This window comes from Mordavella massiliensis, from assembly GCF_016901695.1.
In the GTDB taxonomy this organism is placed as follows: Bacteria; Bacillota; Clostridia; order Lachnospirales; family Lachnospiraceae; genus Claveliimonas; species Claveliimonas massiliensis_A.
Genome location: NZ_JACJKS010000001.1, coordinates 87,367 through 113,788 on the forward strand (window position 1 = coordinate 87,367; position 26,422 = coordinate 113,788).

The window sequence follows — 26,422 nt, forward strand, 5'->3', positions numbered from 1 at the left end:
CTATCCCTTTATGGAGCCCCCTGTCATCCCTCTCACAAGAAGCTTTCGGAAAACAAGGGCTGCTACGGCAGGGGGCAGGATGATCAGCATCCCTGCAGCAGCGGTAATCCCATAGAGCACCGTATCCTTCGTCATAAATTCTGATGCCACGATCGACACTGGCTTGGTATCAATATTAGAGGCCAGGATCAGCGGAATCTGGAACTGACTCCAGGCGCTCAAAAACATGATCAGCATACTTGCACATATGATAGGATAGGACACCGGAAGTATGATCCGGAAAAAGATCCGCAGCCGTCCACAGCCGTCCACAAGGGCGGCTTCTTCCAGTTCTCTGGGGACTGTTGAAAAGTAATTATCCATCAGCCAGATACTCATAGGGAGAAAAGAGCTGGCATACACCATGCTCAGCCAGAACGTACTGTTAAGCATCTGCATTGCCGAAAACATCCTGTAAAGGGGAATAATCGTGGCAAACACCGGGATGACCATTGTGATCAGTATGGCATTTTTAATGATTTTCTTCCCCTTAAACTCCATTCTGCTCAGCGTATAAGCCGTGATCGCAGCCACCGGTATCCCTATGACAAGCGTGCATGCCACTGCCTTCAGAGAATTTTCAAGCCCTCTGAACAGCCTGATATGCTGCTGACTGACCGAGTCAAACAGGGCAAGATAATTATCCCACGTAATCTCCTTCGGAAACATATTCATAGTATTTTTAAACATCTCATACTCCGGTGTGACCGAGATAGAAAAGGCCCACACAAAGGGCCCCACCGTAAGCACGAGAAACAGGAGAACTGCCACCCAATAGAGGGGCGAGATTTTCTTTTTCAAAATTCCACCTCCCGATTCAGGCTCTTGAGATAGAAAATCCCAAGCACCGCCGCCATAAGCATGATCACATATGTCAGAGCACTTCCCCTGCCGAAATCCAAGAAGGAAAAAGTAGTGAGGTAGCTCTCTATGAGAAGATTCTTCCCCAAATCTTTATACCCCGCAAGGGCCACGATCTCATCAAAGATATTGATGGCTGTAATCGATGCAGATGTGATCCCGATACCAATAAATGGCATCATGAGAGGAGCCGTTATATAGCGGAACACAGCTATCCGGTTCCCGCCGTCTATTCGGGCCGCCTCATAAAGCTCCTCCGGAATCGCATGGAGCCCCGACAGGCAGACAATGGCACAAAATGGAATACTCCTCCAGGCCACCACAATGGCTACGATCAAAAGCAAAAGCCATCGGTCCGTCAGCCACATAACAGGCTCATCTGTGATATGCAGCCCGATCAGAAGCTTGTTCATAAAGCCGTATCCCGGATGAAAGATAAAGCGCCATATAATACCGTTTACAATGGGCGGCAACGCCCATGGAAGGATGGCCAGCGCCATCAGAAGTCCCGATATTTTTGTATCCACGTTGAGCAGAAGTGCCACTCCAAAGCCAAGGACTGTGGTCAGGACAACAACTACAGCCAAGAGAAACAGCGTGTTCTGCAGACTGTACTGAAAAGAATCAGATGTAAGGACATCCGCATAGTTGGATAACCCGACAAAATCCGTATCTTCCGGGCTGGTCAGCTTCATCTCCTTTAAGCTATATGAAAATGTCATGATCGTCGGATAAAACACCAACACGCCCATTATAAGAATAATGGGCGCCAGTAATGCATAAGGTAATATCTTACTTCTTTTCAATTAATTCATTCACTTTCGCATTCATCGCATCAAATGCCTCCTGGGGAGTCTGCTCTCCGAGAACCATCTGATTAATGTTATTGTACATAGTGTTGCTCATCTCAGAATAGTAGGAAGGAACGCCATTGGGAAAAACAGACTTGATCAGGTCTGCCTCGTCCAGCATGGCCCCTGCATTTTCAAATGTGCCATCTTCTACCATTTCTGCCAAGACTGAGTTTCTTGTCGGAATGGAACTGTTGACTGCGTACATTCTCTTCTGGACATCTGCTGAGCTGTACCATTTAACGAACTCCTGGGCTGCTTCTTTGTTTTCTGAGAAGGATGTGATTCCAACTGCTTCCGGAAGAGCCATTGTCTGCGGAGATGTTCCGGCTGTTCCCGGAAGAAGGATAGGAACAATGTTTCCAATCTCTGAGCACTGCTCAGGATCATTGCTGATACCCACAAACTTGGTAGGACCTACCATAAAGCTGGCCTCGCCCGATGTGATCTTGCGGTAGCAATCCATGCCATTGAAAGAAATCGATGCTGGATCCACAAATCCATCCTGAACAAGCTGGTTCTCGAATGTCAGGGCATCCATGACCGCTTCCTCGTTCAGGGTATCGTCATCATTAAAGACCTGTCCACTCCTTGAGAAGGCCATCCACATCATGGAAGTGGTGGCAGACTCATCCGCGTTCATCGGCATTGTATATGGATATTCCACAATCCCTGCCTCTTTTATCTTTGTCAGGGCATCATACACCTCATCCCATGTTTCAGGTACCTCAGTGATTCCCGCCTGTTCAAAATGATTCTTGTTATAGTAAGCTATCCGATAATCGTTTGCATAGGGCACAGCAAGAATTTCTCCGTCAATGGTAAAGGTCTCAAGCGTAGGCATGTCCTCCTTGTCCTCATCTGTCATCTCGATAGGCTCCAGCCATCCCGCGCTGTTCATCTCTCCTACCCATGACCAGTCTACCTCGATCACGTCAGCTGCTGCCTCTCCGCCGCTGGCCGCAATAGACACCTTATCCCGGATATCATCCCAGCTCACCTCATTAAAAATGACAGAGATACCTGTCTCCTCCGTGAATTCTGCCAGCAGCTCATCTCCCGGGTTTGCCCAGTCAGGCGCCATAAAAGTGATTTCCTTACTTTCACCGGAAGAAGAGCTTTTCTCTCCGCTTTCACTGCTGCTGTCCGAGCCGCATCCTGCTGTCAGTGTCGCTGCCATAGCAGCACAGAGCAGCATGCTCACCAGTTTCTTTTTCATAATTGTATACCTCCTAACATACCTTTTTCTCTGGTATCAAAGAAAGTATAGCAAGCAGGGAATTGGGCGTCTAATCGTTTTTTCACATGTATGATCCCACTTATCGTTTTCATCAATATGTCCTGCGGGTTTACTCTCTCGTAAGCTTCCGGATCCAGTTCCCGTAGTGGGACTCCAGAAAGGCCGGCACGCACTTGAAGATCTGGTCCGCATTGAGGCAGCACACCACCACCGCCGGCGACGCCTTGACTACAAACGCCATGACAAAGGACAGGGGGATGACGATCATCCAGATGCTGACAAGATCCATCCTGACCACGAACATGGCGTTCCCGCCGCCCCGGATGATCCCGTTGTTGGTCGGCATCTGGTAGGACATGCCCACGCAGACCACGCTCAGGATGACAAGGAATGTGTCCATCATATCCATCGCCTCCGGCGACAGATCATAGAGGGACATGACCGGGATCCGGATCAGGAAGAGCAGCAGGCCGGAGGCGAGCCCGATCACGACGAACATCCGCTGCATCACGCGGGAATAGTGTTTCACAAGCGGGATATTTCCCGTGCCGATCGTCTTCCCGATGAGCACCGACGCGGTGGAGGCCGCCCCCACCGCTGTGGATTTCACCAGCAGGAAGAGGGTGGACGCCGCGCTGTTGGCCGCGATGGCGGCGGCCGTCATATGCCCGAGGATCACGGTCTGCAGCGCCGTGTTAAGCCCCCACAGCCCCTGCACCACCAGCATGGGCAGGCACACGCGGAAGTAGTCCGCCGCAAGGACCCGGTCCACATGCAGATATTCTTTCAGTTTCAGATGGAGCCTGTCTTCTTTCCTGGCAATGTAGCACAAAAGGACAGCGCACTCCAGGATCCTGGCAGCCAGCGTTCCGATGGCCGCCCCTTCCGCCCCCATTTCCGGGGCTCCGAATTTCCCGTAGATCAGAACATAGTTGATGCAGCAGTTCACAAAGAAAGCCATGACCGAGAGGGCGAAGGCGATCTTTACCGTCTCCACGCTGCGCAGCGTGGCAAGAAGGATGGTGGTCACCGCGAAGAAGAAGTAGGTGAACCGCACGATCCGCAGATAGGACGCGCCCTCCCGGATGATGGCCGTCTCTGTCGTGAAAAGGCCCACCGCCTGCTCCGGGAAGAGGCTGACTGCCGCGAAGAGGAGGACCGCGATCAGAAGCCCGGCCTGCATGGCGGCCGCCGAGATCCTGCGCATCGGCTGCGTCTGCCGTTTCCCCCAGTACTGGCTGCAGAAGATCACCAGCCCGTCGCCCAGCGCCGTCAGAAGCTGCTGGTAGACGAACTGGATCTGGTTCACCGCCGCCACGCCGGAGAGCGCCGTCTCACTGTAGCCGCCCAGCATTACATTGTCCGCCAGGTTCACGCTGATGGTCACCACATTCTGGAGCACCAGCACGATATAGATCGAAAAGAAATTCCTGTAAAATGTTTTTTCTGTCTTTACCTGTCCCATGTATCCTGCCCGTCTTCCTTCTTCTGTCTGTTCCTGTACTCTCCCGGCGTGCATCCGATATATTTCTTGAACTGCCGGGAAAAGTAGTTCTGGCTGGAAAAGCCGTTCTCCATCGCGACCGAGTAGATAGACTGCCCGGTTCCCCTGAGGCTTTTGCAGGCGTTCCTAAGCCGGATGCCTGTCAGATAGCGCCCGACGGACGTGCCTGTATAGTCCCGGAAGAGCTGGTTCAACCTTGTCCGGCTGTAGCCGGACCACCTGCACAGGCCGTCCAGCGTGATCTCCTCCCTGTAATGCTCCTCCAGGTAGCGGACCACCTCCCGGGCCGTGCCGGACGCCGCCACCGGGAACTGGTGATGGTTGGCGATATAATCTGCGCAGACGCGGCACAGTGTGAGAAAGGTCTCGATCTCAGCAAGGTTGATGCGCACAAGCTCCCCCACGGCCTGCCGGATCTCCTCCGCAGTTCCCAGCCCCAGCCGCCGGGCTTCCCTCTCCACTTCCCTGGCGGCCCCCGGCCGGTCTTCCAGCATCTGCCCCGTCATCATGTAGCCGGCCAGCCGCCCGTAGTGGTAGAGGGGCATGGCCGCCTCGTAGAGGCCCATATGGCACCGGTAGATATGGACGCAGTGCTCCTTTCTCACTGTGGCAAAGGCCTCCTTATTGTCCCGCTCGCACCTTCTGCATCCCTCCGCGTTCCGGCTGACCAGGCTGCAGAAGGCTGCCCCTTTCTCGGGATACCGGGCGACGGACCGGCCTTCCAGGTCGTAGACGTCGATCAGGATCCCCGATATGGCGTACAGCTGTTTTAAGATTTCTCCCAGTTCTATCTCGTCTTTCATCGTCTTTCTCTCCTGTATTGCAGTTTCTGTCATGTGTGTCCGATCGTGCTAATTATGAACTCATTATACATTGTTTTTTCCATTTATGCCAGATAAGATATGATACGGAATCTATCCATACACTCACAAAACACGACAATACCGGAAAGGATATGATCTGTTATGAATTTTATGCAGGATATGACAAAAGGCTCTCCTCTCAGACTGCTTTTGTCTTTCTCCGTGCCGCTTTTGATCGGAAGCATCTTCCAGCAGTTTTACACAATGGCGGACTCTATTATCGTAGGAAAATTTGTCGGGGCGGACGCCCTTGCGTCTATCGGCGCCTGCTCCTCCGTGATCTATTTGCTGTTTTCTCTTTTTTTGGGGTTATCAGCCGGGATCGGGATCGTGATATCCCAGCATTTCGGCGCAGGTGACGGCAGGTCCGTGCGCAGGGGGATCGCAAACTCTGTGTACATCCTGCTGGCGGCTTCCTGTCTGCTGACTCTGACCGGCGTCGTTTTCGCCAGGCCTATCCTCACCATCCTGGGGACGCCGTCAGAGATCATGCAGGACGCTGCCGCCTACTTTCAGATCACAAGCGCCGGCATCATAGCCGTTGCCTTCTACAACGGTATCTCCTCCATCCTGCGGGCTCTGGGGGACAGCCGGACGCCGCTGATCTTCCTGGCCCTGGCAGCCCTTCTCAATGTGGGGCTCGACCTTCTCTTTGTCACGGTCTTTCACATGGGTGTGACCGGCGCTGCGCTGGCGACTGCCATCGCGCAGTTTGCCTCCGCCTGCGCCTGCCTTGCCTTCTCCCTGAAGGCAAACCCGTATTTCCATATACGGAAGGAAGAATTCCGCCCCGATACCGGCCTTATGCGGCGGATGATGCACATCGGACTCCCTCTGGCCCTGCAGAACGCCATGATCGCCTTCTCCTGCGTCATGCTGCAGACAGTCATCAACTCCTTCGGCGCCATGATCGTGGCTGTCTTCACTGCCACGAACCGCATCGAGAACCTGGTCAACCAGATCTACATCGCGGCCAACACCGCCCTGTCCAACTACACCGCCCAGAACCTGGGCGCCGGGAACACGGACCGGGTGCGGGCCGGGACAAGGTGCTGCCTGCGCATCACCGCATGTTTTTCCTTCGCCATGATCCTGGTCATGTATGTGTGCGGCCGCCTGTTCATGAGCTGGTTTGTCACGGATCTGCAGGTCATTGAGACCGGCGCCCGGGCGCTGAAGCTTATCAGCCTGTTCTTCCTCTTCTGGGGCGCCCTCTACGTGTTCCGCGGGACGCTCAACGGCGCGGGGAACGCAAGCTTCGCCCTGATAAGCGGCGTCCTGGAAGTCGTGGGACGTATGGGCTGCGCTTTCCTTCTCACAGCGGTCCCCTTTATCGGGCAGTGGGGGATCTGGCTTGCCGAGGGCGTCACCTGGATCCTGGTGGCATCGGCAGGCGCCATCTGCTACATGCGCGGAAGCTGGACGAAGACGCATCTGACCGGAGCCGGCCGCGCGGCAAAGGTGTGCACGGAACCGTAATATACAGCCGACAACTGCATAAATTGTAAGCGGTCGCCAAGATTTCGGGCAAGCCCGGACTTTGGCTCGTCGCCAGTACAAAAAAAGAGAAATGCTGATCACATTTCTCTTTTTTATGTCACATCACCCTGCGTGAAATGACTCCAAAGTGACTCCGACGGGAATCGAACCCGTGTTACCGCCGTGAAAGGGCGATGTCTTAACCTCTTGACCACGGAGCCGGATATTCTGTACCCGGCCAGCTTCTGAGCGCTGGCCGAGTGATATCGTATCACACTCCGTTATAAAATACAAGGTGTTTTTGTGTTTCAACTCCGGATCTTTCATATACCTCAGCCCCGGCCAGGCCTACAAGTTGCGGGCCTTTTCCACTTCCTCCTCCGTGACACCGGCGAGGCGCATGATCTCTTCCGGGCTGGCGCCTCCCTCCAGCATCCGGCGGACTATGGACAACCGGCCCTGTGCAACGCCCTGCTCTCTTCCCTCCTGCAGCCCCCTGTTCCAGGCGCTGCTCATGATGGCCTCGTGGTCCCGGATCGCCTTCTGCCGGGCCTCATACTCCAGCCTGGCTCTCTCGTCTGCGCTCATCCTCTCCAATTCCCTGTAGGCTTCTTCTATATATTCACTTCTGCCTACCATGTCCTCGAACTCCTCCCCATTGCCACAGTCTTCTCCTTTCCTGTAAAGCTGTGCAGGAATGGGGCATGACTGCATGACTGTATATCCGGTCCGGATATCGGAGGCACGGCCCGCATTTCCTGCTCTGTTCAGTTGTGCAACACTCGGGTCATGCCTGGAAATCAGGCTCCGAATAGACAGATGCCGCCGCATAGATTCAGCAGCGCGCTTGATATGTATGCCAGGCGGCAGATGTGCCGCCCCGGCATATTTAGAATAACATAATTCACTTTGAACTGCAATAGATATTTTATTTTGCTTTTTACTTTTTTCCTGCTTCCTCCCATCTGCGCATCTTCAGCTTCAGGAGCGCAAGCGCCCGGCGGGCGTCCATCTCTGTCACCGTGTTCTCGGCCAGCACCTTCGTCTCGTCCCCCGGCTGTTCCATGCGGTCCAGCGACTTATAGTAGCACACCACGCCGTCCAGGTGGTTGTTCTGTACCACAAAGTCTTTGGCCGGGCACTGGCTTAAAACCGCTGTGGGAACACCCCGCTTCTCCGTCTCCTCAATGGCGTGGGCATAGTCCACATGGTTGTTGCCGATTCCGTTGCAGGAGAAGACCGCGCCGTCCACCCGCATGCACTCCAGGGAGACGCCGACCCGCTCCGCGCTTAAGTATTTATCCTCATTCTTATCCGGCGACCCCACGATCAGGATCCCCCGCAGGTTCACATCGCTGTCCGCTGACAGCACCTCCACAAGCGGATCCCGGTAATAGTGGAGCGTCGTCTCCTTCATACTTGTCCCGATTCCCATGATACCAGCTCCTTCCTAATCCATGGCATGCATGATGCCGTCCCTGAATTCATTGGGCGTCACGAGCAGGGGCATCCAGCCCATGTCGATGACGGATCTGCCGCCCTCGTACCCGCAGGGCTCGCTGCCGAACAGCCTCGTATCGTACACCGCCCCCTGGCCGGAGACTTCCTTTACGATCACCACATCCTTGCGGCCCGGCTCGTACGTCTCCTGGAACACGTGCTTCTCCGTGCACTTGTAGCCGTTGAATTTCTTCATCTGCTCCCGAAAGATCTGGCAGAACGCATCGCAGGCGCGGTGGATCGCCTCCGGGCCCGGGCGGTCCGCCCAGGTTCCCTCCTTAAGGACCACGTCAAAGGAGATCAGCGTGTCGCTCTCCAGCGGCGTGCCCGGCCTGCCCCAGCAGATCTTGTCTTTCAGGATCCCGTCGCTGGCGCCGAAGTTGCACACCTGCCTGCCGCACTCATCCACGCCGGTGAGGATCACATAGACGCCGGTGAGCGTGTGGGTGATGCCGTCCCCCACCTTCCCCAGCACCTTGGTGGAGAGGGGGATCACATCCATCACCGTATTCGTGTGCTGCTCATGCTCATCCGGCCGGATGATGCGGATCCGGATCTCCCGGATCAGGGGCTCCCTCTCCATGAGCTGCGCCGCGACATCCGGGCACACGGTCAGAGAACCGTCCACGCAGACCCGGTTCTCTTTCCCGTACTCCACGGACCGGACATGATAGGCCCGCACAGTCAGTCTTGTTCCAACATCCATAAGATATCCCTCCTACTCTTCCTGCTGTCTGTAATATGTAAGGATCAGTTCCACCATCCGGTCATAGCTGGCCACGCCGTCCGCCTGGCCGTTCGCCTTCAGGTAGGTGTCGTTGATCCGGTCTGACACTTCCGCCACCGCGCCGTCATACCTCTCCCAGAAGGCGCTGTTTGCGGCAAGATCCGCCTTTACCCCCTCCGACAGTTCCCCGTACAGCTCCCGGTATGCCTCCTCATCCACCTGGAAGAGGGCGTTGGTGCAGTTGATCCACCCCAGCAGATAGCTGCTGTAGCTGAGCTCCGGGCTGTCCGCGCCGGTCCCGGCGAGAAAGGCGATGAAATTGGCCTCCTCCTCCTGCATGAACCCCCGCAGGTGGGCCAGCTCATGGCAGGCGGAAAAAGGTATGTTGTAGGGCGTCATATCCCCGTTGTAGTTGGCCTCGATGGTGAAAGGCGAGTAGATCCCCGTCAGCTTCTGGACGGACAGGATCCAGGAAAATGCCAGCTCGTTCGGCTGGGGGTAGTACCCCTGCAGGCAGTCGTACTGAAGGGCCGCCTTCTCCATCGCCCGCACCGACTGGGAGGACACATCCTCCGCAAGCCTCATCACGCCTCCCTCATCCCGGTGCACCTGGGCGCCGGCCAGATTGACTTCCGAGGTGAGATGCCCGCACACCTCACGCAGCTCCTCCACCGTAGCCCCCTCCCATTCAAGGCCGCTCTCCCGGGCAAAGGAGGTCCGGTGATAGTTCACGCCGCAGAACGCCGCATACAGGAAGAAGAGGATGGCCGCCGCCAGGAACAGGCCGGAGAAAAAGGCGGCCAGCGCCTGGCCCGGCTTCCGCCCGGCTGTGCAGCCGTACACAGCCTTCACGATCTGCCACAGCAGGCAGACGGCGCATACATAGAGAAGCAGCTCCGACGCCGAGAAGGCAAAGATCCCGAAAAAACGGCCCAGCGTCTTCACAAAAAAGGCGTACACGCGGGTCGTATACCACTGGGCAAACCCGTCTGCCAAAGAGGCGGCAAAAAGAAGGAGGAAGGCGGCCGCAAAAAGAACAGTACCCGCGGCGGCGCGCCGGCATGCATCCGTGTATACCGTCTTCTTTCCGGTCCGGATCTCCCGGACTTTTTCCTCTTTTGTTCTCACGTACGTCTCCCCGTAAATCTTTTTTGTTTCCTTATAAAGGATTATACACCCCGCCTGCCCCCGCCGCAAATACAGAACGCGCTTTTTGCTCGATTTTCCTGTGGTTCCATAGTATAATAACCGGGAGACAGTTTAACTTTGACACAGGAAAGGATCCATCTTATGAAACGACCAAACATTCTCTTTTTACTCGCGGACGACATGGGACACTGGGCGATGCGCAACGCCGGGAACACGGATATCTGCACCCCGAACCTGGACCGGCTCGCCGCGCGGGGCGTAAAGTTCGACAGCTTCTTCTGCGCCTCCCCGGTGTGCTCCCCGGCCCGGGCCTCCATCCTGACCGGAACCATGCCGTCCTGCCACGGCATCCTGGACTGGCTGGACGGCGGCAGTCTTGACCACAATTGTCTTTCGGAAGAAATGAAATCCTATCTTCCGCACGAGACAATCCCGATCCAGTACACAGACCACCTGACGGCCTACACCGATATCCTGGCTGACAACGGCTGGCGCTGCGCCCTGTCGGGCAAGTGGCATATGGGGGACAGCATGACGCCCCAGCACGGCTTCACAGACTGGTACACCATCGGCGGCGGGGGCGTCCGGTACTTCGATCCGGACGTGATCCGGGACGGCCGGTTTGCCGCTGAAGAGGGCTATATCACAGACCTCATCGCCGGCAACGCGCTGGAGCGCCTGGAGGCCTTCGCCGGACAGGAGGACCCATTCTATCTGAGCGTGCACTTTACCGCCCCCCACAGCCCGTGGGAGGAGACGGACCACAAGAAGGAATTCCTGGATCTCTACCGGGACTGCGGCTTCACCGCCACGCCGGATCTTCCCTACCATCCCTGGCAGGTCTTCACCTGCCCCCACGGGCAGGGAGAGCGCAGAAAGGAACTGCTGCGGGGCTACTACGCCGCCATCACCGCCATGGACCACCAGATCGGCCGGCTCCTCGACCGGCTGGAAGAGCTGGGGCTCACGGAGGACACCATTGTCATCTTCACCTCGGACAACGGCATGAACCTGGGGCAGCACGGCATCTGGGGCAAGGGCAACGGCACCTTCCCCCAGAACATGTACGACAGTTCCGTCAAAGTGCCTTTCATCGCCTCCTGGCCCGGGCACTTTGCGCAGGGCGCCGTGTGCAGCGAACTGTTCAGCCACTACGACATCCTGCCCACCCTCTGCGATCTGTGCGGCCTTCCGGTGCACACGCGCCAGGCCCTCCCGGGCCGCAGTTTCCGGCGCTGGCTGTGGGAGCCGGATCTGGCGGACAGCCGGCCGGTCGTCGTGTTTGATGAGTACGGCCCGGTGCGCATGATCCGGGACAGGGAGTGGAAACTGGTGCTCCGCTATCCCTACGGACCGAATGAGCTGTACCACATAAGCGCCGACCCGGACGAGACAGAGAACCTCTTCGGGGATCCGTCCCAGGAGGAGCGGATCGTAGCCATGCGCCGCCAGATGGAGGAGTGGTTCCTCCGCTACTCGGACCCGGACCTGGACGGACGCAAGGAGGGCGTCACCGGCACCGGCCAGTACTGCCGGGCCGGGAGCCGGGCACATCTGGCTGAGAAATACGGGCCCATGCCAAAGCCTGTAAAGGGAGAATAAAGCAAAAGAGGAGCGCTGCCTCACTATCGGATCACGATAGCGAAGCAGCGCTCCTGTCTTTCTTATATACAGCCTCAGGCCGGATGCACTCTTAGCCCTTGATACCACCGCCGGTAACACCGGAGATGATCTTCTCGGACAGGAAGATGTACAGAAGCAGCGTCGGCAGGAAGACGATGACAACGGCTGCGAACAGTCCGCCCCAGTCTCCTGTGTACTGCATGGATGTCAGCACGCTCTTCAGTCCGGGTCCTACAGGCATGATGTCTGAGGACGATGCGAAGATCAGGGAAATGAAGTACTCATTCCAGATGTTCATGAAGATGAAGATCCCGACCGTGATGATGCCCGGCTGTGCCAGCGGGAACATGATCCGCCAGAATGTCATCATCGGCGTGCAGCCGTCGATGGCGGCCGCCTCCTCGTAAGTCCTTGACAGGTTCTGGAAGAACGTCATCAGGAAGGTGGTCGTGTAGGGGATCTGCATTCCGATGTACAGGAACATCAGAAGTCCTCTGGAACCGTTGATGTCAAGCTGGATCGCGATGGACATCAGCGGCAGCACGATCATGATCTGCGGGATACTCATGGCAATCAGGAATCCGGAACGGATCGGCTTATTGCCAAGGAAGGTGAACCTGGACAGCACGTAGGCCGCCGGCGCGCTGATGATGACAGCGCCCACCATGGTCACCACTGCGTACAGCAGGGAGTTCAGGAAGAACGTCGAGATGCTGTTCGCCTGCCATGCCCGGATGTAGTTATCCGGGTGCAGTCCTGTTGCAAACTTAAACACCTCGCCCTTCATGATCTCGGGAGCTGTGGAAAAGCTGGCTGCCAGGATCCACAGCAGCAGGAAGATCGTGAAGAACACCCAGATCGCCACGATGATGTAACCGGGCAGGAGTTTCGCTTCCTTGCGGGGGTTAAACGGCTCTCTGACCTTTTTTTCTTTATCTTTCTTTTTTCCAAACATAAAGCCATCCCCCTTTCTAGAATTCCAGATCGTCGTCTTTGACGAGCAGGTTGACAAGTCCGAATACAACAAGCACGATCACAGCCATCAGGATGCCGACGGCAGCGCCCACGCCCGCGTCACGGGATGTGCTTCCCGTCGTTCCGAACACGGCGTTGTACATGTATACAACCGGCGTGATCGTCGCGTTGTCGGACGGCTGCGGGGATGCCCACATCTGGGACCATACGAAGAAGCCGATGACAGCGATGGTCCAGAATGTCGTACAGGTCTTGAACACGCCCTTGATGAGGGGCAGTGTGATAAATGAAAACTGTTTCAGCTTGTTTGCTCCGTCGATGGTGGCCGCCTCATAGTAATCTGCCGGGATCCTCTCGATACCGCTGATGAAGATCAGCATGAAGTAACCGACAGATCCGAAACAGAAGGCGATGAGCAGGGACCAGAACTTCCATTTACCGTTCATGTAGTCTATGCTCGCCAGATCCTCCAGCCCAAGCGCAGTGAAAAAGCTGTGCAGGAGACCGAAGCGCTTGTTGAATACGTACTGGATCCACATCGTCGCGATGGCAACCGCGTTGATGATGTTCGGCACGTAGATAACGGCTCTCCAGAAAGCTTTGAAGCGGACGCCGCTTGTCAGGATCACCGCGAAGAGAAGCGCGATCAGCATGACAGCGATGCCGCCGATGATGAAGATCTTGAGCATGTTCATCATGGATGTGCGGAAGAGCTGCGTCTCGATCAGCTTCTGGTAGTTGCCGATCCCGTTGAACGACCACTCGCTCATGGGATCACTGACTCCTTCTACGTTAAAGAAACTCATAATGATCGTACGGATGATCGGGTACAGATACATTACGATGAAGAAGAAAAGCGCCGGAGTCAGAAAGCAGACGATCATTTTTTTGTTTTGTTTCAAGATGATGTCCCCCTTTCTCTCAGATATGTAAGTCCGTCATATGGAAAAAAGGTATGGCGGCCATAAGCCGCCGCTTTGCCGCCATACCTCTCCATTTCAGGATGTCTTTACTGTGCTGCAGAGATTGCAGAGATGAACTCATCCGGTGTGCTCTCACCCTTGATCAGTTTTACAACGTTCTCGTTGATGATCGGTGTGAAGTCCGCGTTCGTCTCCAGACCTACCGCCCAGTCATAAGCCTTTGTCATTTCCTTGAAGTAAGGCTCTGCATCTGCGATAGCTGCCGGCCACTCTGTGTTCTCTGTGTCAGAGGGGATGGAGTTAACGGAAGATGCCATCTCAAGGTCGTAGTCGCCTGTAGCGATCATGGTTGCGAAGTCAAATGCCTCCTGCTGCATGTCGCTCTCTTTGTTGATGCCGTAGCCCTGTGCTCCTACCATGGAAGCCTCGGCTCCGTCTACACCGCCCTCAACTGACGGCCACGGGAAGAAGCCGAACTCAAGGTCTGCCTGCGTGTTTACATTGATCTCGTTCGGGATCCAGGATGCGTTGAGAACCATGCAGCTCTCGCCAAATCCGATCTCGTTCTGTCCGTCCGGATACTGTGCCGGAGCGTTGGGTGAGAAGTATCCAGCGTCTACAAGCTCAGCGATATCCTCTGCTGCCTGCAGGGCTGCGGGCTCGTTTGCCCAGTCGCCGTTGTTGAAGCACTCAAGAACTGCTTCCTGTCCGATGTATCTTGCCATCTGGAAACCGTAGATCAGGTTTACAGAGTCAGAGTTACATGTCAGCGGGTTGTAGCCAGCGTCTTTGATCTTCTGGCAAACTTCCTTGAACTCCTCGAAGGTGGTCGGCTTGTCATCCTCTGTCAGGCCGGCTTCCTCCCACATATCCTTGTTGTACCATACACCTGTTGTGTATACCTGGTAGGGAACTACATAGAGCTTTCCGTCGCCCCATGATTTTGCCTTATCAAGGATAACCGGCATTACATGGCTCTCAAACTCTTCCTCGCCCTCCAGTGTGGACAGGTCTACAAGGTAGTCCTTTGTGTTCATAACGACACGCATATAGTCGTCGTCGAAGAGGTCGATGTCCTCGCCGGCCTCAAGAGCTGTACCGATGAGGGTCTTCATGTCACGGCCCTTCCACTCGATGTTGATGTGGATGCCTGTCTCCTCCTCGTAAGCGTCCGCTGCCTCCTGGATCACCTTAGCCTGGGACTCTGTGGAGTTCCACATGGACCAGTAGGTCATCTCCTTGCCGGAACCGCCCTCGTCAGATCCGCCATCGCCGGATCCGCCGTCGGATGATCCGCATCCGGCTGCCATTGTGGCAACCATAGCTGCCGTCAGTAACACGCTAACCAATTTCTTTTTCATAATGTTACCTCACCTTTCTTAAAAAATTTGGTTAATCAGTTCTGCTTTTTGGGTCGGGCAAAGCAGGCCCCGATATCAGGACGGATGCCGGTGTGTTCTTCAAAGAAGTCTAGTCCGGCCTCCCCTTTTATCCGTTTTTCAGCTTCCGCACTGTCCGCGGTCACAGCCTCCCCGTCGTCATCGGGGACGTTCGCGTAATTACAGTACAGGTTTGCGCGGTACACAGCCTTCTTGGTCTGGTGGTGCCAGTCCTCTGTCCTGGCCTCCTCTCCCGCGTGTATGATCAGATTATTTTCTACCAGCATCCCGCCCTCAGACATACCGGTTCGGATGAACGGAACGCCGTCTGCTATGATGAATGTGTTGTCGTGAATGTGTGCGTCCTGATTGCGCACCGGCGTGATCACACCGGATTTCGCCAGCCCGTCATTCACACTGATGTTATGACGGAATATATTGTTGATACTCTCTCCCTCACAGAACATCACACAGCCGCCCTCGTTGTCATGGCTGTAATTGTACTGGTACACTGTGCCGTCTCCCGAGTCGGCGTCCCAGGCTTCCCCATCCTGGTTGAAGCAGGTGTGCGCGGCTTCGTTGTACTGGAAGAGCGCGTCCTTGCACTTCCACGGCCAGATGGCCGCCGCCACCATGCCGCCTCTGTCGCCCGGCTCCGCGTACACCGCAGGGTTGATGTCCTGCGCCACGTGCTCGGATACATTGTACTGTACCAGAGGCCGGAAGCAGTACATGGGAGTGATCGCGTCCCCTCCGATCTCCCGGAGGCGGTTGTGCTCGATCCGCACATCCACAGACCCGTATGTCTGCGCGATCTCGTCCGGGATCTCCAGGGATGTGAATTCGCCGTGCCGGTAGGTGTAGCCGGCTGCGATCCCCCACCTCCTGCACCGTTCCACTGTGCAGTGATGGATGTAAAGTCCCTCGTACCTTGCGATCCCCGTCTTCTCCTCGTCTGCCGGCGCAAGCGCCGACGCGTAGATACCGCCGTTGTTCATGTGCTTGTCATAGACGTTGCCGGACACATCGTGGACATACAGCCCGTCCAGCTCGATCTGGTGGAGTGTGCCCGCGTCCTTCGCGATCACGCTGACGCCTGTCCGGTTCATCAGATCGCCCTGGTTGTAGTACTCGCCCTGAAGCAGGACCCGGTTCATGATCTCCAGGTTCCGCACCGCGATGTACTCGGCGTCATACAGAAGGACTGCCGACGACACGTAGCCGCGCCACACATGGGTGGGCGCATCCAGCGGCGCTCCGTAGTTCTGATACCACAGGCCGCTTCCCGCAGCGTCGATCCGGGGCAGATCCCCTTCCCCGTAGGCGTCGATGACAACAGGCGCTTCCTTGCTGCCGCCGCCGAAGATGTGAAGGTATTCCTCCTCAAAGACGGATCCCCTCTCCAGAAGGATCACATCGCCGGGCTTCCTCTCCTGCCGGTTGATGCTGCGAAGCGTCCGGAAGGGCGTCTCGGCCGATGTGCCGTTATTCCTGTCATCTCCGCGAAAAGAGCTGACGTAGAAAGTTCTCTTAACGTCCATACTGCCTCCTGCTGTTTTTTTCTGCCCATGAACTACTTGTATTATAGCTTCCCCTGCCAGCTCTTTCTATCTTTCTTTTGCTTCATTTTTTAGCAATCTTGCTTTTTTTGTGCATTCTATTTACAAGATTAAATTTTTTTCGTCATTCTACACTACATTTTACACAATTACACGCCTTTTATATTGGCCGCGCTGACGATATTTTCCCACAAATTGCACTTAACCGGCTCGGTTTTCCCTTCTTCGTTCGTGTAATATGGAAGCCGCTCCTCCGCCAGCTCCTCCAGGGCGTCCGTCCTTCCGTCCAGGTAGGAGAGGATCCTTCTTTGCGCGGACTTCAGCCGCGCTTCCACGCCGGACAGGCGCACGTCCAGCACCTCGTACCCGTTCGGCTTGCACTCCGCCATCCAGAGCTCCTCCCGGAGCCGGTGCAGCTTCTGCACTTTCTTCCGGAGAGCCGGGATCTCCTTTCCGGCGATCCGCGCAAGCGCCTCCCGGTCGCCCGCAAGGTACGCCTTTCGTATCCCTGCCCCCAGCTCGCATTTCACCGCGTCCGCCGAGGCCAGGAGCTGGTAGTAGCGGAACAGTCCCGCCATGGCGCCGGCCCGCTTCCGGGCTTTCTTAAGGAGCGCGGCGGTCTCCCTGTACCAGGCGTCCAGCCCCGCGCCCGCATACTGGCCGTCAAAGACGCCGGTCAGCGGATCCTGGTAGAAGACAGCCTTGGACGGATTGGCGAACTTCGCATTGTACAGGCCTGTGCCGGGGATGTGGTCCAGCCTGTCAAAGAGGAGCATGTCCTGCCAGGATTCCCCGCACAGCATGCGGAACCAGCTCTCCATCTCCTCCCCGTCTGTGGACTCGCCGTACACGCACCGGCTGTAGAAGGCCATCATGGGAAGGCCCGCCATCATGGGCGTCTCCGCCCCGTTGTCCTGCCAGAGGGTGAGGAAGCTGTCCTCCACGCCCGTGTCCTCCAGGCCCAGGAACGCCGCCTTCGTGGCATCCATGGCCTGGGCGTAGTTGGGCGCCAGCCCGTTCCAGATCCAGGCGCCGCCGGCGAAGCAGACCCGGTCCGTCAGCTTTTTGTGGAGGCGGGCCATCCGCGTGTACCGGTCCTCCTCATGCCCCTCGTAGTCCCAGTATACAAGAGTCACCCGGCGGTCCGGCTTCTCGTTTTCCGGCCACTCATAGTCCGCCGGGACATTGTAGTAATCGCCGCCCCCCGGCGTGACGAAGAACATGTCGCTCCAGATCATGGGATCCAGGCCGTATACTTCGCACAGCTCCATGACGCGGTCCAGGTGCCGGCGGATCAGCTCGCCCTGCTTCACGTCCCCGTGGATCCGGCGGTAGTTGCCGTACCCCAGGTAAAACGCCTCGTCCATGCCAAGGTGGACGCGCTTCGAGCGGTACATCCCCTTCACGGAGGCGAGCATGGCCCCGATCAGCTCATAGGTCCGCTCCTCCTCCGCCAGCAGGATGTCCTCGTCGTCCCGGTACGCCTCCATGGACGGCCAGCGCAGCGCCGTGCGCAGGTGGGCCAGCGTCTGGATGCAGGGGATCATCTCCACGCCGAACAGGGCGGCGTAGGCGTCGCACGCCCGGATCTCCTCCTTCGTATACCGGCCCCGCAGCGACCCGAAGTACGGGTATCCCTCCACTTCATAGGTGTCTTCCGTGTACAGGAGGAACCAGTCCAGGCCCATGAGCGCTGTCTGGCGGATCAGCTTTTTGACAGCCTCCACCCGGAGCACGCCGTTCCTGGAGCAGTCGAACATGAACCCCTTATGGCCCCTGACGCCCGGATTCTCCTCTCTCCACTTCCCGGCCCGCACATGCTCCAGCGCCTTTCCGAGCGCCCGGAACGCCTCCGGCAGGCTGTGGTATTCGATGCAGACATCCTCCCCGTCCTTCACCGCCCGGTAGCCGGGCGCATCTGTCCGGAAAAAATGGAGGCACACCTCTGCCCCCTCCCCGCTCTTCACAAGCGTATGGCCTCTCTCCTCCAGGATATCGCGCACGGCCTCCTTCCGGATATCCTGCGCGTCATTGATGGTAAATCTCATAGCGGTCTCCTCTTCTTTGCTCTTGCTTTTCTCTTACATCTATTGTAATGTTTTATCATGTTATCATGGTTTTGCCACAGGTTCAACCAAAAACGCAAAGGAGAATGACAATGAATAAAAACGGTACGATCTGGCACGATACAGAGGGAAACACCATCCAGGCCCACGGCGGCATGATCCTGGAGCACGAAGGCATGTACTACTGGTACGGGGAGAACAAGAACGGCCCCACTTCCACCGCCCCCTCCGGGGATATCCGGGTGGACTTCATCGGGATCTCCTGCTACTCCTCCGCCGACTGCATGAACTGGAAATACGAGGGGCTTGCGCTGGCCGCCTCCGACGAGCCGGGCCACGACCTCTACAGAGACCGGGTGGGCGAGCGCCCCAAGGTGCTCTACAATGAAAAGACAGGCAAATTCGTCATGTGGTTCCATCTGGACTCCGCGGATTACACAGACGCACGGGCAGGCATCGCCGTGGCCGACCATCCCGCCGGCCCCTTCCGCTATGTGAAGGGGATCCGCCCGAACCGCTCCGACTGCCGGGACATGACCCTGTTCAGGGACCGGGACGGATCCGCCTACCTCATCCACAGCTCCGACTGGAACAAGACGCTTCGCATCTCCCGCCTGACGGAGGATTACCTGGACGTGGACGGCGTGTGCGGCAAGGCCTTCATCGAGCAGGAGCGGGAGGCTCCGGCCATTTTCTTCCAAGAGGGCTGCTACTACATGATCACATCCGGCTGCACCTGCTGGGATCCGAACAGCGCCCTGTTCGGCACCTCTTCCACGGTCCTGTCCGGCTGGAAGCTGATCGACAACCCCTGCGTGGGCGAGCACGCCCGGCAGACTTTCTTCGGGCAGAGCACCTACGTCTTTGAGAAGGACGGCGCCTTCTACCTCATGCTGGACCACTGGAAACCGGAAGACCTGAAAAATTCCGGCTACAGCATCCTTCCCATCGAGATCAGCGACGGGCACCTCACCATCCCCTTCCGGGAGTACACAGACTTTTCCAAATAGCGCACATACAGCGAATGGCCGCCTTCTCAGGCGGCCATTCCAAATTTAACGGCATTGAAGATGTTGATGAGGACGATCACCGCCATCAGGAAGATGAACAGCTTATCCACACCGCTGTCACTGATCTTCCTGTTGATCCGACTTCCGATGGTGCCCCCCAGGATGCCCCCCGCGATCATGAAGACAAGGTAGGCCGCCTCCACATCCGGGATGGTCCCTGTCACGCAGGTCTGCACGAAGCTGGTGATCTGGGAGAACAGGATGATGTACAGGGAGGACAGGGCCGCCTCCTTCGTGGTCATGGAGAAGAAGTAGGCCAGCACCACCAGGTTGATGGGGCCGCCCCCGATCCCCAGGAAGCTGGACATGACGCCCAGCACAAGGCCGATGGCCACGCACAGCCAAAGCTGCGTGCAGACCCGCGTCCGGATCTTATGCTTGTACAGGGTGTACACAAGCGTCCCCAGCGTGATGACGATGAGGACGATGGCCTGGGTCATGCCCACCAGATTTTCATCGCCCACCGCGTCCTTCAGCCCCTGGAACATGGACTTGCCGGCCACGCCCCCGGCAGCCGCACCCAGCGCCAGCGCCGTGGCGATGCGAAGATCCATCTTCGCCGTGCCCGCCCGCATGTTCCTGTACACGGAGACGAGGGACATGCAAAGCACCGTGCACCCGGAGAGGAAGCTGATGCTGCTCACGCTCATGATCCCCGTGGCGTCCAGGACCGGCTTGATGATGACGCCGCCGCCGATCCCGCAGATGGAACCGGCCGTGCAGGACAGGATACTCACTGCAAAAAAAATACCTATCATTCCCATATGATCACTCACTCCTTATCACTGTATCTGATTATACTCTGATTTTCCCGTTTCATCTACCTCTATTGCTTTTCCCCGGAAATTGTATTATGGTAAAGGCAGCTTATGAAGCAGCATGCATCCGGCAAGGAAGGAGATACTATGAAACAGCCTAATCTTATTTTACTGATGACCGATCAGCTCCGGGGCGACGCCCTCGGCTACGCGGGACACCCAGACGTGAAGACTCCCTACCTGGACACGCTCGCCTCGCGGGGCGTTGTGTTTGACCGGGCCTACAGCGCGTGCCCAAGCTGCATCGCCGCCCGGGCCGCCCTGCACACCGGCATGGAGCAGAGCCACCACGGCCGGGTGGGGTACGAGGACAACATCCCCTGGAGATATGAGCACACCATGGCCGGCGAGCTGGCGAAGGCCGGCTACTACACCCAGTGCGTGGGCAAGATGCACGTCCATCCCCTGCGCAACTACCTCGGCTTCCACCACGTGGATCTCCACGACGGATACCTCCACGCCGCGCGGTACGCGGGCGTGCCCTACAGCCAGTCCCAGTTCGTGGCGGACGACTATTTCTACTGGCTCAAAAAGGAGCTGGGAGCGGACGCGGACGTGACGGACACGGGCATCGACTGCAACAGTTGGGTGGCCCGCCCCTGGACCCACGAGGAGAAGTACCACCCCACCAACTGGGTGACGGACCGGTGCCTTGACTTCCTGCGCAGGAGGGATCCGGACCAGCCCTTCTTCCTCATGGCCTCCTACCTGCGGCCCCATCCGCCCTTCGACGCGCCGCAGTACTACTTCGACCTGTATAAGGACAAAGACCTGCGGGCGCCCTTTGTCGGGACATGGGAGACGGACGAGTACCTGAAACGGGACGGACGCATCTTCGACTCCAAGACAGGACCTGCTGACCCCGAGCTGATCCGCCAGGCACAGATCGGCTACTACGCCTGCATCACCCACCTGGACCACCAGATCGGCCGGCTCATCATGGCCCTGGTGGAGCAGGAGCTGTACGATGACACCATCATCCTGTTCACCGCAGACCACGGGGAGGAACTGTGCGACCACCACATGTTCCGCAAGTCCCGCCCCTACGAGGGAAGCTGCCGCATCCCCTTCTTCATCACCGCCGGGAAGAACACCGGGATCCCTGTAAAGGCCGGCTCCACCTGCCACGCGGTGGCAGAACTGCGGGATGTGATGCCCACCCTTCTGTCCGCCGCCGGCGCGTCCATTCCGGACAGCGTGGACGGCGCGGACCTGCTGCCTCTTGCGCAGGATCCGCAGCAGACGGTGCGGCCCTGGCTGCACGGGGAGCACGCCTACGGGCCCTTCTCCAACCACTGGATCGTGACGGAGACGGACAAGTACATCTGGCACGCCGCCACCGGGCAGGAGCAGTATTTCAACCTGGTGGAGGATCCCCATGAACTGACTGATCTTATAAACGATAACATGTATAAAGAAAGGATTTCATTTCTCCGTTCCTGCCTGATCGAGAGCCTGAAAGACCGTCCCGAAGGATTTGCGAGGGAGGGCTCCCTCCTGCCGGGGCAGCCCTATCCGGAGACAATGGAACACATCAAAGCCATCTGATGCAAGGAGTATATCTATGAGCCACCGACAGTACGCAGTGACACATACGGATATTGAAAAACTGAACGCGCGCCTGCTATCCATCTCCCTGTCCAGGGATGAGAGGGACTGGCAGAGCGTGTTCCACACCCACCACTTCACGGAGCTCTTCTTCGTCGTCAGCGGGGAGGGGAACTTTCTCTTCCGGGAGAAGCTGTACCACATCAAGACAGGCGACCTGGTCATCATCCCGCCCTACATGGAGCACACGGAGCAATCCATTCCGGACACGCCCCTGGAGTACTACGTGATCGGCGTGGACGGAATCTCCTTCCAGCCGGCCGGGGAGCAGACGTGTGTGCAGGTCTTCTGCAACGTCAGCAACAAGGCGCTGGTGGAGGAGATCTTCTCCCAGATGCTCTACGAGATGCGCAACCCGGCCTACGGCTCCGATAAGATCTGCCAGGATCTGCTGGAGATCCTGATCCTTCGCATTATCCGCAGCCAGCACGTGATCCCGGTCCCCATCGCCTCCACCTACATGACAAAGGAGTGCGCGCGGATCAAGGAGTACCTGGATTCCAACTACTCGGAGCCCATCACCCTGGACACGCTGACAGACCTGACGCACATGAACAAGTACTACATGGCCCACTCTTTCGCCAAGTACACCGGCAAGTCGCCCATTCAGTACCTGAACGACCGGCGGATGCAGGCGGCCTGCACCCTGCTGCGGGATACGGATCACTCCATCTCCGCCATCTCCGCCTCCGTGGGCTTCTCGTCACAGTCCTACTTCACCCAGGCCTTCCGGAAAAAGTACGGCATGACGCCCATCCGGTACCGGCAGTCCCAGGCCGGGGACGATGCGGCGAACGGCAGCTAACAGACGGCTGCCGTTCTTCTTTTACCCTCTCACACGCCCCGCCAGCATCTCCAGGCGCCCGATGCTGCGGGCAAAAAATTGCTGGTAGGCCTCGCAGTAATAGTTTTTCTGCCCCCCGTCCTGCGCAAAGCAGTCCCGGCGGCAGCCGCCCCGGCACAGGGGGTACCACCTGCAGGAGCCGCACCGGTCGTCCCGCCTTGCCGGCTCCCGGAAGAAGGGGTGTCCGCCTTCTTCCGCCAGCTTCCAAAACGTCTCAAAGTCCACCTCCGGGTCGCAGATGTTTCCCATCTCATAAGCGTCCAGCGCGTAGAAATCACAGGGGTAGACCGTCCCGTCGCTCTCGATCACGTTCTGCATGCTGCATTTCCCATACATGCTGCAGGCCTCCGGCCGGCCGCCTCTGAGCATGGCCACGTAATTCTCAAACTGCCGCAGGTACACCGGCCTGCCGGCCGTCACATCCGCAAACCACAGGTCGAACAGCTCCTGCAGGGCCTCTCCGTACATCTGTGGGGTCAGGGAGAAGGGCTCTTCCCCCCGCCTCTCTTCCAGGGGATCCAGGCAGGGGATGTACTGCTGGTGCAGAAATCCCTTCCGCCCGAAGAACCGATAGATCGCCCCGATCCGCGGCGCCGTCTGCGCGTTCAGCACGCAGAGCACATGAAAAGGGATCCCCGCCTCCTGCAGCCGCTGCGCAGCGCCAAAGACACGGGAGAATGTCCCCTCCCCCCGGTGATCCGGCCGGTTCCCGTCATGGGATCGCCGGACGCCGTCCAGCGACAGTCCCACAAGAAACCGGTTCTCTTTTAAAAAACGGAACCATGCCTCATCCAGCCCAAGCCCGTTCGTCTGCAGCGTAAAAGCAACTTCCTGCCCCGGGCTTTTCCTCTCCTGCGCATAGGCTACAACGTCCTGAAAAAAGGGCAGACCTGCGAGGGTCGGCTCCCCTCCCTGGAAGCCGAACACGCAGGTCTGCGCTGCCGCAAGCGCCTTGTCTATGACAATCCGCATGGTCTCTTTTCTCATTTTCCCGCGATCGCTCACAGCGCGGCCTGCTGCCTCATCCTTGTAAAAGCAGTACCTGCAGGCCATGTCACAGGCGCAGGAAGCGGGCTTGATGAGGAGCTGCAGCTCTCTCATCATCCGCATCTCACCTCTTAAATCTCGTACCAGTAGATGCCGTTTGCCTCCAGGTCAAGGTCGAAGCTCGTGCCGTCTCCCTTGTACACAGTCGTGCTCTGCGGCTCATAGGTATTGTTTACAACACAGTATTTTCCGTTCTTCACGTAGGCGTGCACCTCTACGTTGTAGTTGGTGCTGAACCACTTGTGGAGCTCGTCCTCATCGTGGGACGCCCACAGGATGGAGCGGTACAGAAGACGGCTGTTCTCGAAGCTGTAGGGAAGGCCGCTGATGTAGACCGTGCGCCCCTCTCCGAAGTCGTTGACAGCAAGCTGCACTTCCTTCTCTTTCTGCTTCAGGATCGTGGTGCCCTCGTAGGCGTAGATATTCTTCTTGCCCTCGCCGAAGTCGATCTCCCCTCTGCAGTCCTCTGTGATGAAGTGCTCGTGCTCATCCCAGTTGTACTTGTCCATGTTCAGCGTGAAGCCGTTCTCCTCCTCCACGCCCATGACTGTGGCGAGCTGGAAGAAATGGCCCTCGTGCTGGTGGGCCGCCGGCTCGCCGACGCCGATAAATCCGCCGCCGTTGTAGATGAACTTCTTCACGGCAGTCACCACCTTCTCGTCCGTCCAGTTGGCCCCGCCGGTGTAGGCTGTGTCCGCGTCGCCCACGTTGAGGATCACGTCGATGTCGTCCAGGATGGCCGGGTTGCTGCGGATGTCGTCAAAGCTGATCCACTGCACGTCAAAGGGCGCGCCGCTCAAGGCCTCGATGATGCCCGCGTAGGAGTAGTTCTGCTTGTAGTAGATGGCGTGGTGCACCATGTGGTTGCCCCAGGCCCTCATCCTGCCCCAGCAGTTCAGGACAGCCACTTTCTTCACGCAGTAGGGCGTCGTCCCCTTGATATTGTCATACAGGGTGCGGAACTCCTGGCACACGCTCTCCACGTAGTCGATGAACTCCGGGAACTGCATGGCCAGCTTCAGGTAGCCGCCGTACCCGATCCGGTCGATGGGGCTCCGGAGGATGGCGCGCCTTGCGGTCACCCAGTTCACCTTTGCCTCCTTCACCGGGTCGCCGCCCTCGTGGAACACATCCGGGAAGAAGTAGGGAAGCAGTCTTCCCTCTGTATATTTTACACCTTTGATGTCGCTGATCAGGCGCAGGGTGGAGCCGTTTCCGACACTGCCCACGACAGCGTCCAGACCCACGTTCTTAAACTCGTCCATGAAGGGCTCCATGCCGATCCAGTGATCGCCCAGGAACATCATGGCCTCCCTGCCGCACTCGTGGGTGATGTCCACCATCTCTTTCGCCAGCTTCGTGACTTCCCTTCTCTGGAAATCCTGGAAATCGCGGAACTCTTTAGAGGGGATGCGGTACGTATTGTTCATGTAGCCCTGGTCGATGATGTACTCGGGGCGGAACCTGTAGCCCACCTCCTTCTCGAACTGCTCCAGGATGTAGGGGCTCACGGATGCGGAGTATCCGTACCAGTCCACATACTTCTCCCTCGCCAGCTCGTCAAAGATGAGCGTAAACTGGTGGAAGAAGGTGGTGTAGCGGATCACGTCCACATGGGGGTTGTCCGCGATGAACTTCCTGAGCCTCTCCATGGAATAGGCGTGGGTCTTGGGCTGGCGCACATCAAAGGTGATCTGCTTCTCAAAGTTGGTCCAGCCGTTCGTCACCGCGTTGTACATGTGAACCGGATCCCACATGATGTAGGCCAGAAAGCTCACAGTATAGTCGTGGAACGCCGCCGCGTCATGGATCGTCACGTCGCCCGTCTCCCCGTCATAGCTCCACTTGTCTGTGGGAACGACCTCCCCTGTGGTCCGGTCGATGACCTCCCACCAGCGGCTGATGTCGTCACGGTCGTTCACCTTCAGCATATCCGGGTACAGGTGGTTCATCAGATGGATGGACAGCTCGCTCTCCACCGCCGTGTAGAACGGCGTCATGATGTACATCTGCTGGATCTCCTCCGGGTTCGCCTTCGCCCAGGCATTGTCCTTTCTCGTCGTATAGTATGTGGAATACACTTTCGCGTCTACATGCTTCAGTTCTTCCGGATAGTCCGTCCCGTCGCAGTCGCGGATGGCGTCAGCTCCCCAGCGCTCCACCAGCTTCAGCGTCTCCGGCACAACGTCCACGTCCGTGGGTATGGTCACCCTTCCCTTTGTGTTCTCTTTCACGTCTGTTCTCCTTTCTTCCGGTTCAGTCTTGCTTTTCTTTCCCATGCACATATTTGTACATTT

Annotated in this window: 22 protein-coding genes and 1 tRNA gene; 5 read left to right on the forward strand and 18 right to left on the reverse strand. The window is 57.4% G+C overall.

The window, feature by feature from the left end:
- From H6A20_RS00490 to H6A20_RS00510, 5 genes are all read right to left on the reverse strand, one after another.
- Window positions 1-840: a carbohydrate ABC transporter permease gene (locus H6A20_RS00490; protein WP_243426068.1), complete on the reverse strand. Its 840-nt coding sequence runs from the start codon at window positions 838-840 to the stop codon at window positions 1-3.
- Window positions 837-1,706, reverse strand: a complete 870-nt coding sequence (locus H6A20_RS00495; protein WP_338106519.1) for a carbohydrate ABC transporter permease — start codon at window positions 1,704-1,706, stop codon at window positions 837-839. Before H6A20_RS00495 ends, H6A20_RS00490 begins: the two co-directional genes overlap by 4 nt.
- Window positions 1,693-2,970 (reverse strand): sugar ABC transporter substrate-binding protein, encoded by a 1,278-nt coding sequence (locus H6A20_RS00500; protein ID WP_204905198.1) that lies wholly within the window; start codon window positions 2,968-2,970, stop codon window positions 1,693-1,695. The genes H6A20_RS00495 and H6A20_RS00500 overlap by 14 nt, the downstream gene beginning before the upstream one ends.
- Window positions 2,971-3,100: 130 nt before the next feature.
- A complete protein-coding gene (locus H6A20_RS00505; protein WP_204905199.1) occupies window positions 3,101-4,456 on the reverse strand; it encodes an MATE family efflux transporter in 1,356 nt (451 codons plus the stop codon).
- Window positions 4,444-5,298 carry a PocR ligand-binding domain-containing protein gene (locus tag H6A20_RS00510; RefSeq protein ID WP_204905200.1) on the reverse strand — a complete coding sequence of 285 codons (855 nt, stop codon included), beginning with the start codon at window positions 5,296-5,298 and terminating at the stop codon, window positions 4,444-4,446. The genes H6A20_RS00505 and H6A20_RS00510 overlap by 13 nt, the downstream gene beginning before the upstream one ends.
- Window positions 5,299-5,460: 162 nt before the next feature.
- Between H6A20_RS00510 and H6A20_RS00515 the strand changes: the two genes are divergently transcribed.
- Entirely contained in the window at window positions 5,461-6,837 is a 1,377-nt protein-coding gene (locus H6A20_RS00515; protein WP_204905201.1) for an MATE family efflux transporter, read from the forward strand.
- Window positions 6,838-6,986: 149 nt separating this feature from the next.
- Here the strand turns inward: H6A20_RS00515 and H6A20_RS00520 are convergent.
- From H6A20_RS00520 to H6A20_RS00540, 5 genes are all read right to left on the reverse strand, one after another.
- Window positions 6,987-7,058 (reverse strand) — tRNA-Glu (locus tag H6A20_RS00520).
- 127 nt (window positions 7,059-7,185) lie between these two features.
- Window positions 7,186-7,476 carry a hypothetical protein gene (locus H6A20_RS00525; RefSeq protein ID WP_204905202.1) on the reverse strand — a complete coding sequence of 97 codons (291 nt, stop codon included), beginning with the start codon at window positions 7,474-7,476 and terminating at the stop codon, window positions 7,186-7,188.
- 301 nt (window positions 7,477-7,777) lie between these two features.
- Window positions 7,778-8,272: a glycine/sarcosine/betaine reductase component B subunit gene (locus H6A20_RS00530; RefSeq protein ID WP_204905203.1), complete on the reverse strand. Its 495-nt coding sequence runs from the start codon at window positions 8,270-8,272 to the stop codon at window positions 7,778-7,780.
- Between the two features lie 15 nt (window positions 8,273-8,287).
- Window positions 8,288-9,043, reverse strand: a complete 756-nt coding sequence (gene prdD, locus H6A20_RS00535; RefSeq protein WP_204905204.1) for a proline reductase cluster protein PrdD — start codon at window positions 9,041-9,043, stop codon at window positions 8,288-8,290.
- A 12-nt stretch (window positions 9,044-9,055) separates the two neighbouring features.
- Window positions 9,056-10,192, reverse strand: a complete 1,137-nt coding sequence (locus tag H6A20_RS00540) for a DUF3810 domain-containing protein (RefSeq protein ID WP_338106521.1) — start codon at window positions 10,190-10,192, stop codon at window positions 9,056-9,058.
- Between the two features lie 162 nt (window positions 10,193-10,354).
- Between H6A20_RS00540 and H6A20_RS00545 the strand changes: the two genes are divergently transcribed.
- On the forward strand, window positions 10,355-11,815 hold the full coding sequence (locus tag H6A20_RS00545; RefSeq protein ID WP_204905205.1) for a sulfatase family protein: 1,461 nt from the start codon (window positions 10,355-10,357) through the stop codon (window positions 11,813-11,815).
- Window positions 11,816-11,906: 91 nt separating this feature from the next.
- Here H6A20_RS00545 and H6A20_RS00550 read toward each other — a convergent pair whose 3' ends face one another.
- The 5 genes from H6A20_RS00550 to H6A20_RS00570 all read right to left on the reverse strand — a co-directional run bounded on the left by H6A20_RS00550 (window position 11,907) and on the right by H6A20_RS00570 (window position 18,720).
- Window positions 11,907-12,791: a carbohydrate ABC transporter permease gene (locus H6A20_RS00550; protein ID WP_204905206.1), complete on the reverse strand. Its 885-nt coding sequence runs from the start codon at window positions 12,789-12,791 to the stop codon at window positions 11,907-11,909.
- Between the two features lie 16 nt (window positions 12,792-12,807).
- Window positions 12,808-13,713 (reverse strand): carbohydrate ABC transporter permease, encoded by a 906-nt coding sequence (locus H6A20_RS00555; RefSeq protein WP_204905207.1) that lies wholly within the window; start codon window positions 13,711-13,713, stop codon window positions 12,808-12,810.
- 107 nt (window positions 13,714-13,820) lie between these two features.
- Window positions 13,821-15,095: an ABC transporter substrate-binding protein gene (locus tag H6A20_RS00560; RefSeq protein ID WP_204905208.1), complete on the reverse strand. Its 1,275-nt coding sequence runs from the start codon at window positions 15,093-15,095 to the stop codon at window positions 13,821-13,823.
- Between the two features lie 35 nt (window positions 15,096-15,130).
- Complete coding sequence (locus H6A20_RS00565; RefSeq protein ID WP_204905209.1) at window positions 15,131-16,654, reverse strand: polyhydroxyalkanoate depolymerase; 1,524 nt, start codon at window positions 16,652-16,654, stop codon at window positions 15,131-15,133.
- A gap of 167 nt (window positions 16,655-16,821) precedes the next feature.
- The gene (locus H6A20_RS00570) at window positions 16,822-18,720 is read right to left on the reverse strand and encodes a beta-N-acetylhexosaminidase (protein WP_204905210.1); all 1,899 of its coding nucleotides are present in this window, start codon (window positions 18,718-18,720) and stop codon (window positions 16,822-16,824) included.
- 110 nt (window positions 18,721-18,830) lie between these two features.
- Between H6A20_RS00570 and H6A20_RS00575 the strand changes: the two genes are divergently transcribed.
- Window positions 18,831-19,748: a glycoside hydrolase family 43 protein gene (locus H6A20_RS00575; RefSeq protein ID WP_204905211.1), complete on the forward strand. Its 918-nt coding sequence runs from the start codon at window positions 18,831-18,833 to the stop codon at window positions 19,746-19,748.
- A gap of 26 nt (window positions 19,749-19,774) precedes the next feature.
- On the opposite strand, the gene H6A20_RS00580 is transcribed toward H6A20_RS00575, so the two are convergent.
- Complete coding sequence (locus H6A20_RS00580) at window positions 19,775-20,566, reverse strand: sulfite exporter TauE/SafE family protein (protein ID WP_204905212.1); 792 nt, start codon at window positions 20,564-20,566, stop codon at window positions 19,775-19,777.
- Window positions 20,567-20,713: 147 nt separating this feature from the next.
- Here H6A20_RS00580 and H6A20_RS00585 point away from each other — a divergent pair, with 147 nt between their 5' ends.
- Both H6A20_RS00585 and H6A20_RS00590 read left to right on the forward strand, forming a co-directional pair.
- Window positions 20,714-22,174, forward strand: coding sequence for an arylsulfatase (locus tag H6A20_RS00585; RefSeq protein ID WP_204905213.1), 1,461 nt, complete (start codon window positions 20,714-20,716; stop codon window positions 22,172-22,174).
- A gap of 16 nt (window positions 22,175-22,190) precedes the next feature.
- Window positions 22,191-23,039 (forward strand): AraC family transcriptional regulator, encoded by an 849-nt coding sequence (locus tag H6A20_RS00590; RefSeq protein ID WP_204905214.1) that lies wholly within the window; start codon window positions 22,191-22,193, stop codon window positions 23,037-23,039.
- A gap of 21 nt (window positions 23,040-23,060) precedes the next feature.
- Here the strand turns inward: H6A20_RS00590 and H6A20_RS00595 are convergent, their stop codons facing one another.
- A complete protein-coding gene (locus H6A20_RS00595; protein ID WP_243426069.1) occupies window positions 23,061-24,182 on the reverse strand; it encodes a radical SAM/SPASM domain-containing protein in 1,122 nt (373 codons plus the stop codon).
- 14 nt (window positions 24,183-24,196) lie between these two features.
- Window positions 24,197-26,404 (reverse strand): 1,3-beta-galactosyl-N-acetylhexosamine phosphorylase, encoded by a 2,208-nt coding sequence (gene gnpA / locus H6A20_RS00600; RefSeq protein WP_204905215.1) that lies wholly within the window; start codon window positions 26,402-26,404, stop codon window positions 24,197-24,199.
- Between the last annotated feature and the right edge of the window lie 18 nt (window positions 26,405-26,422).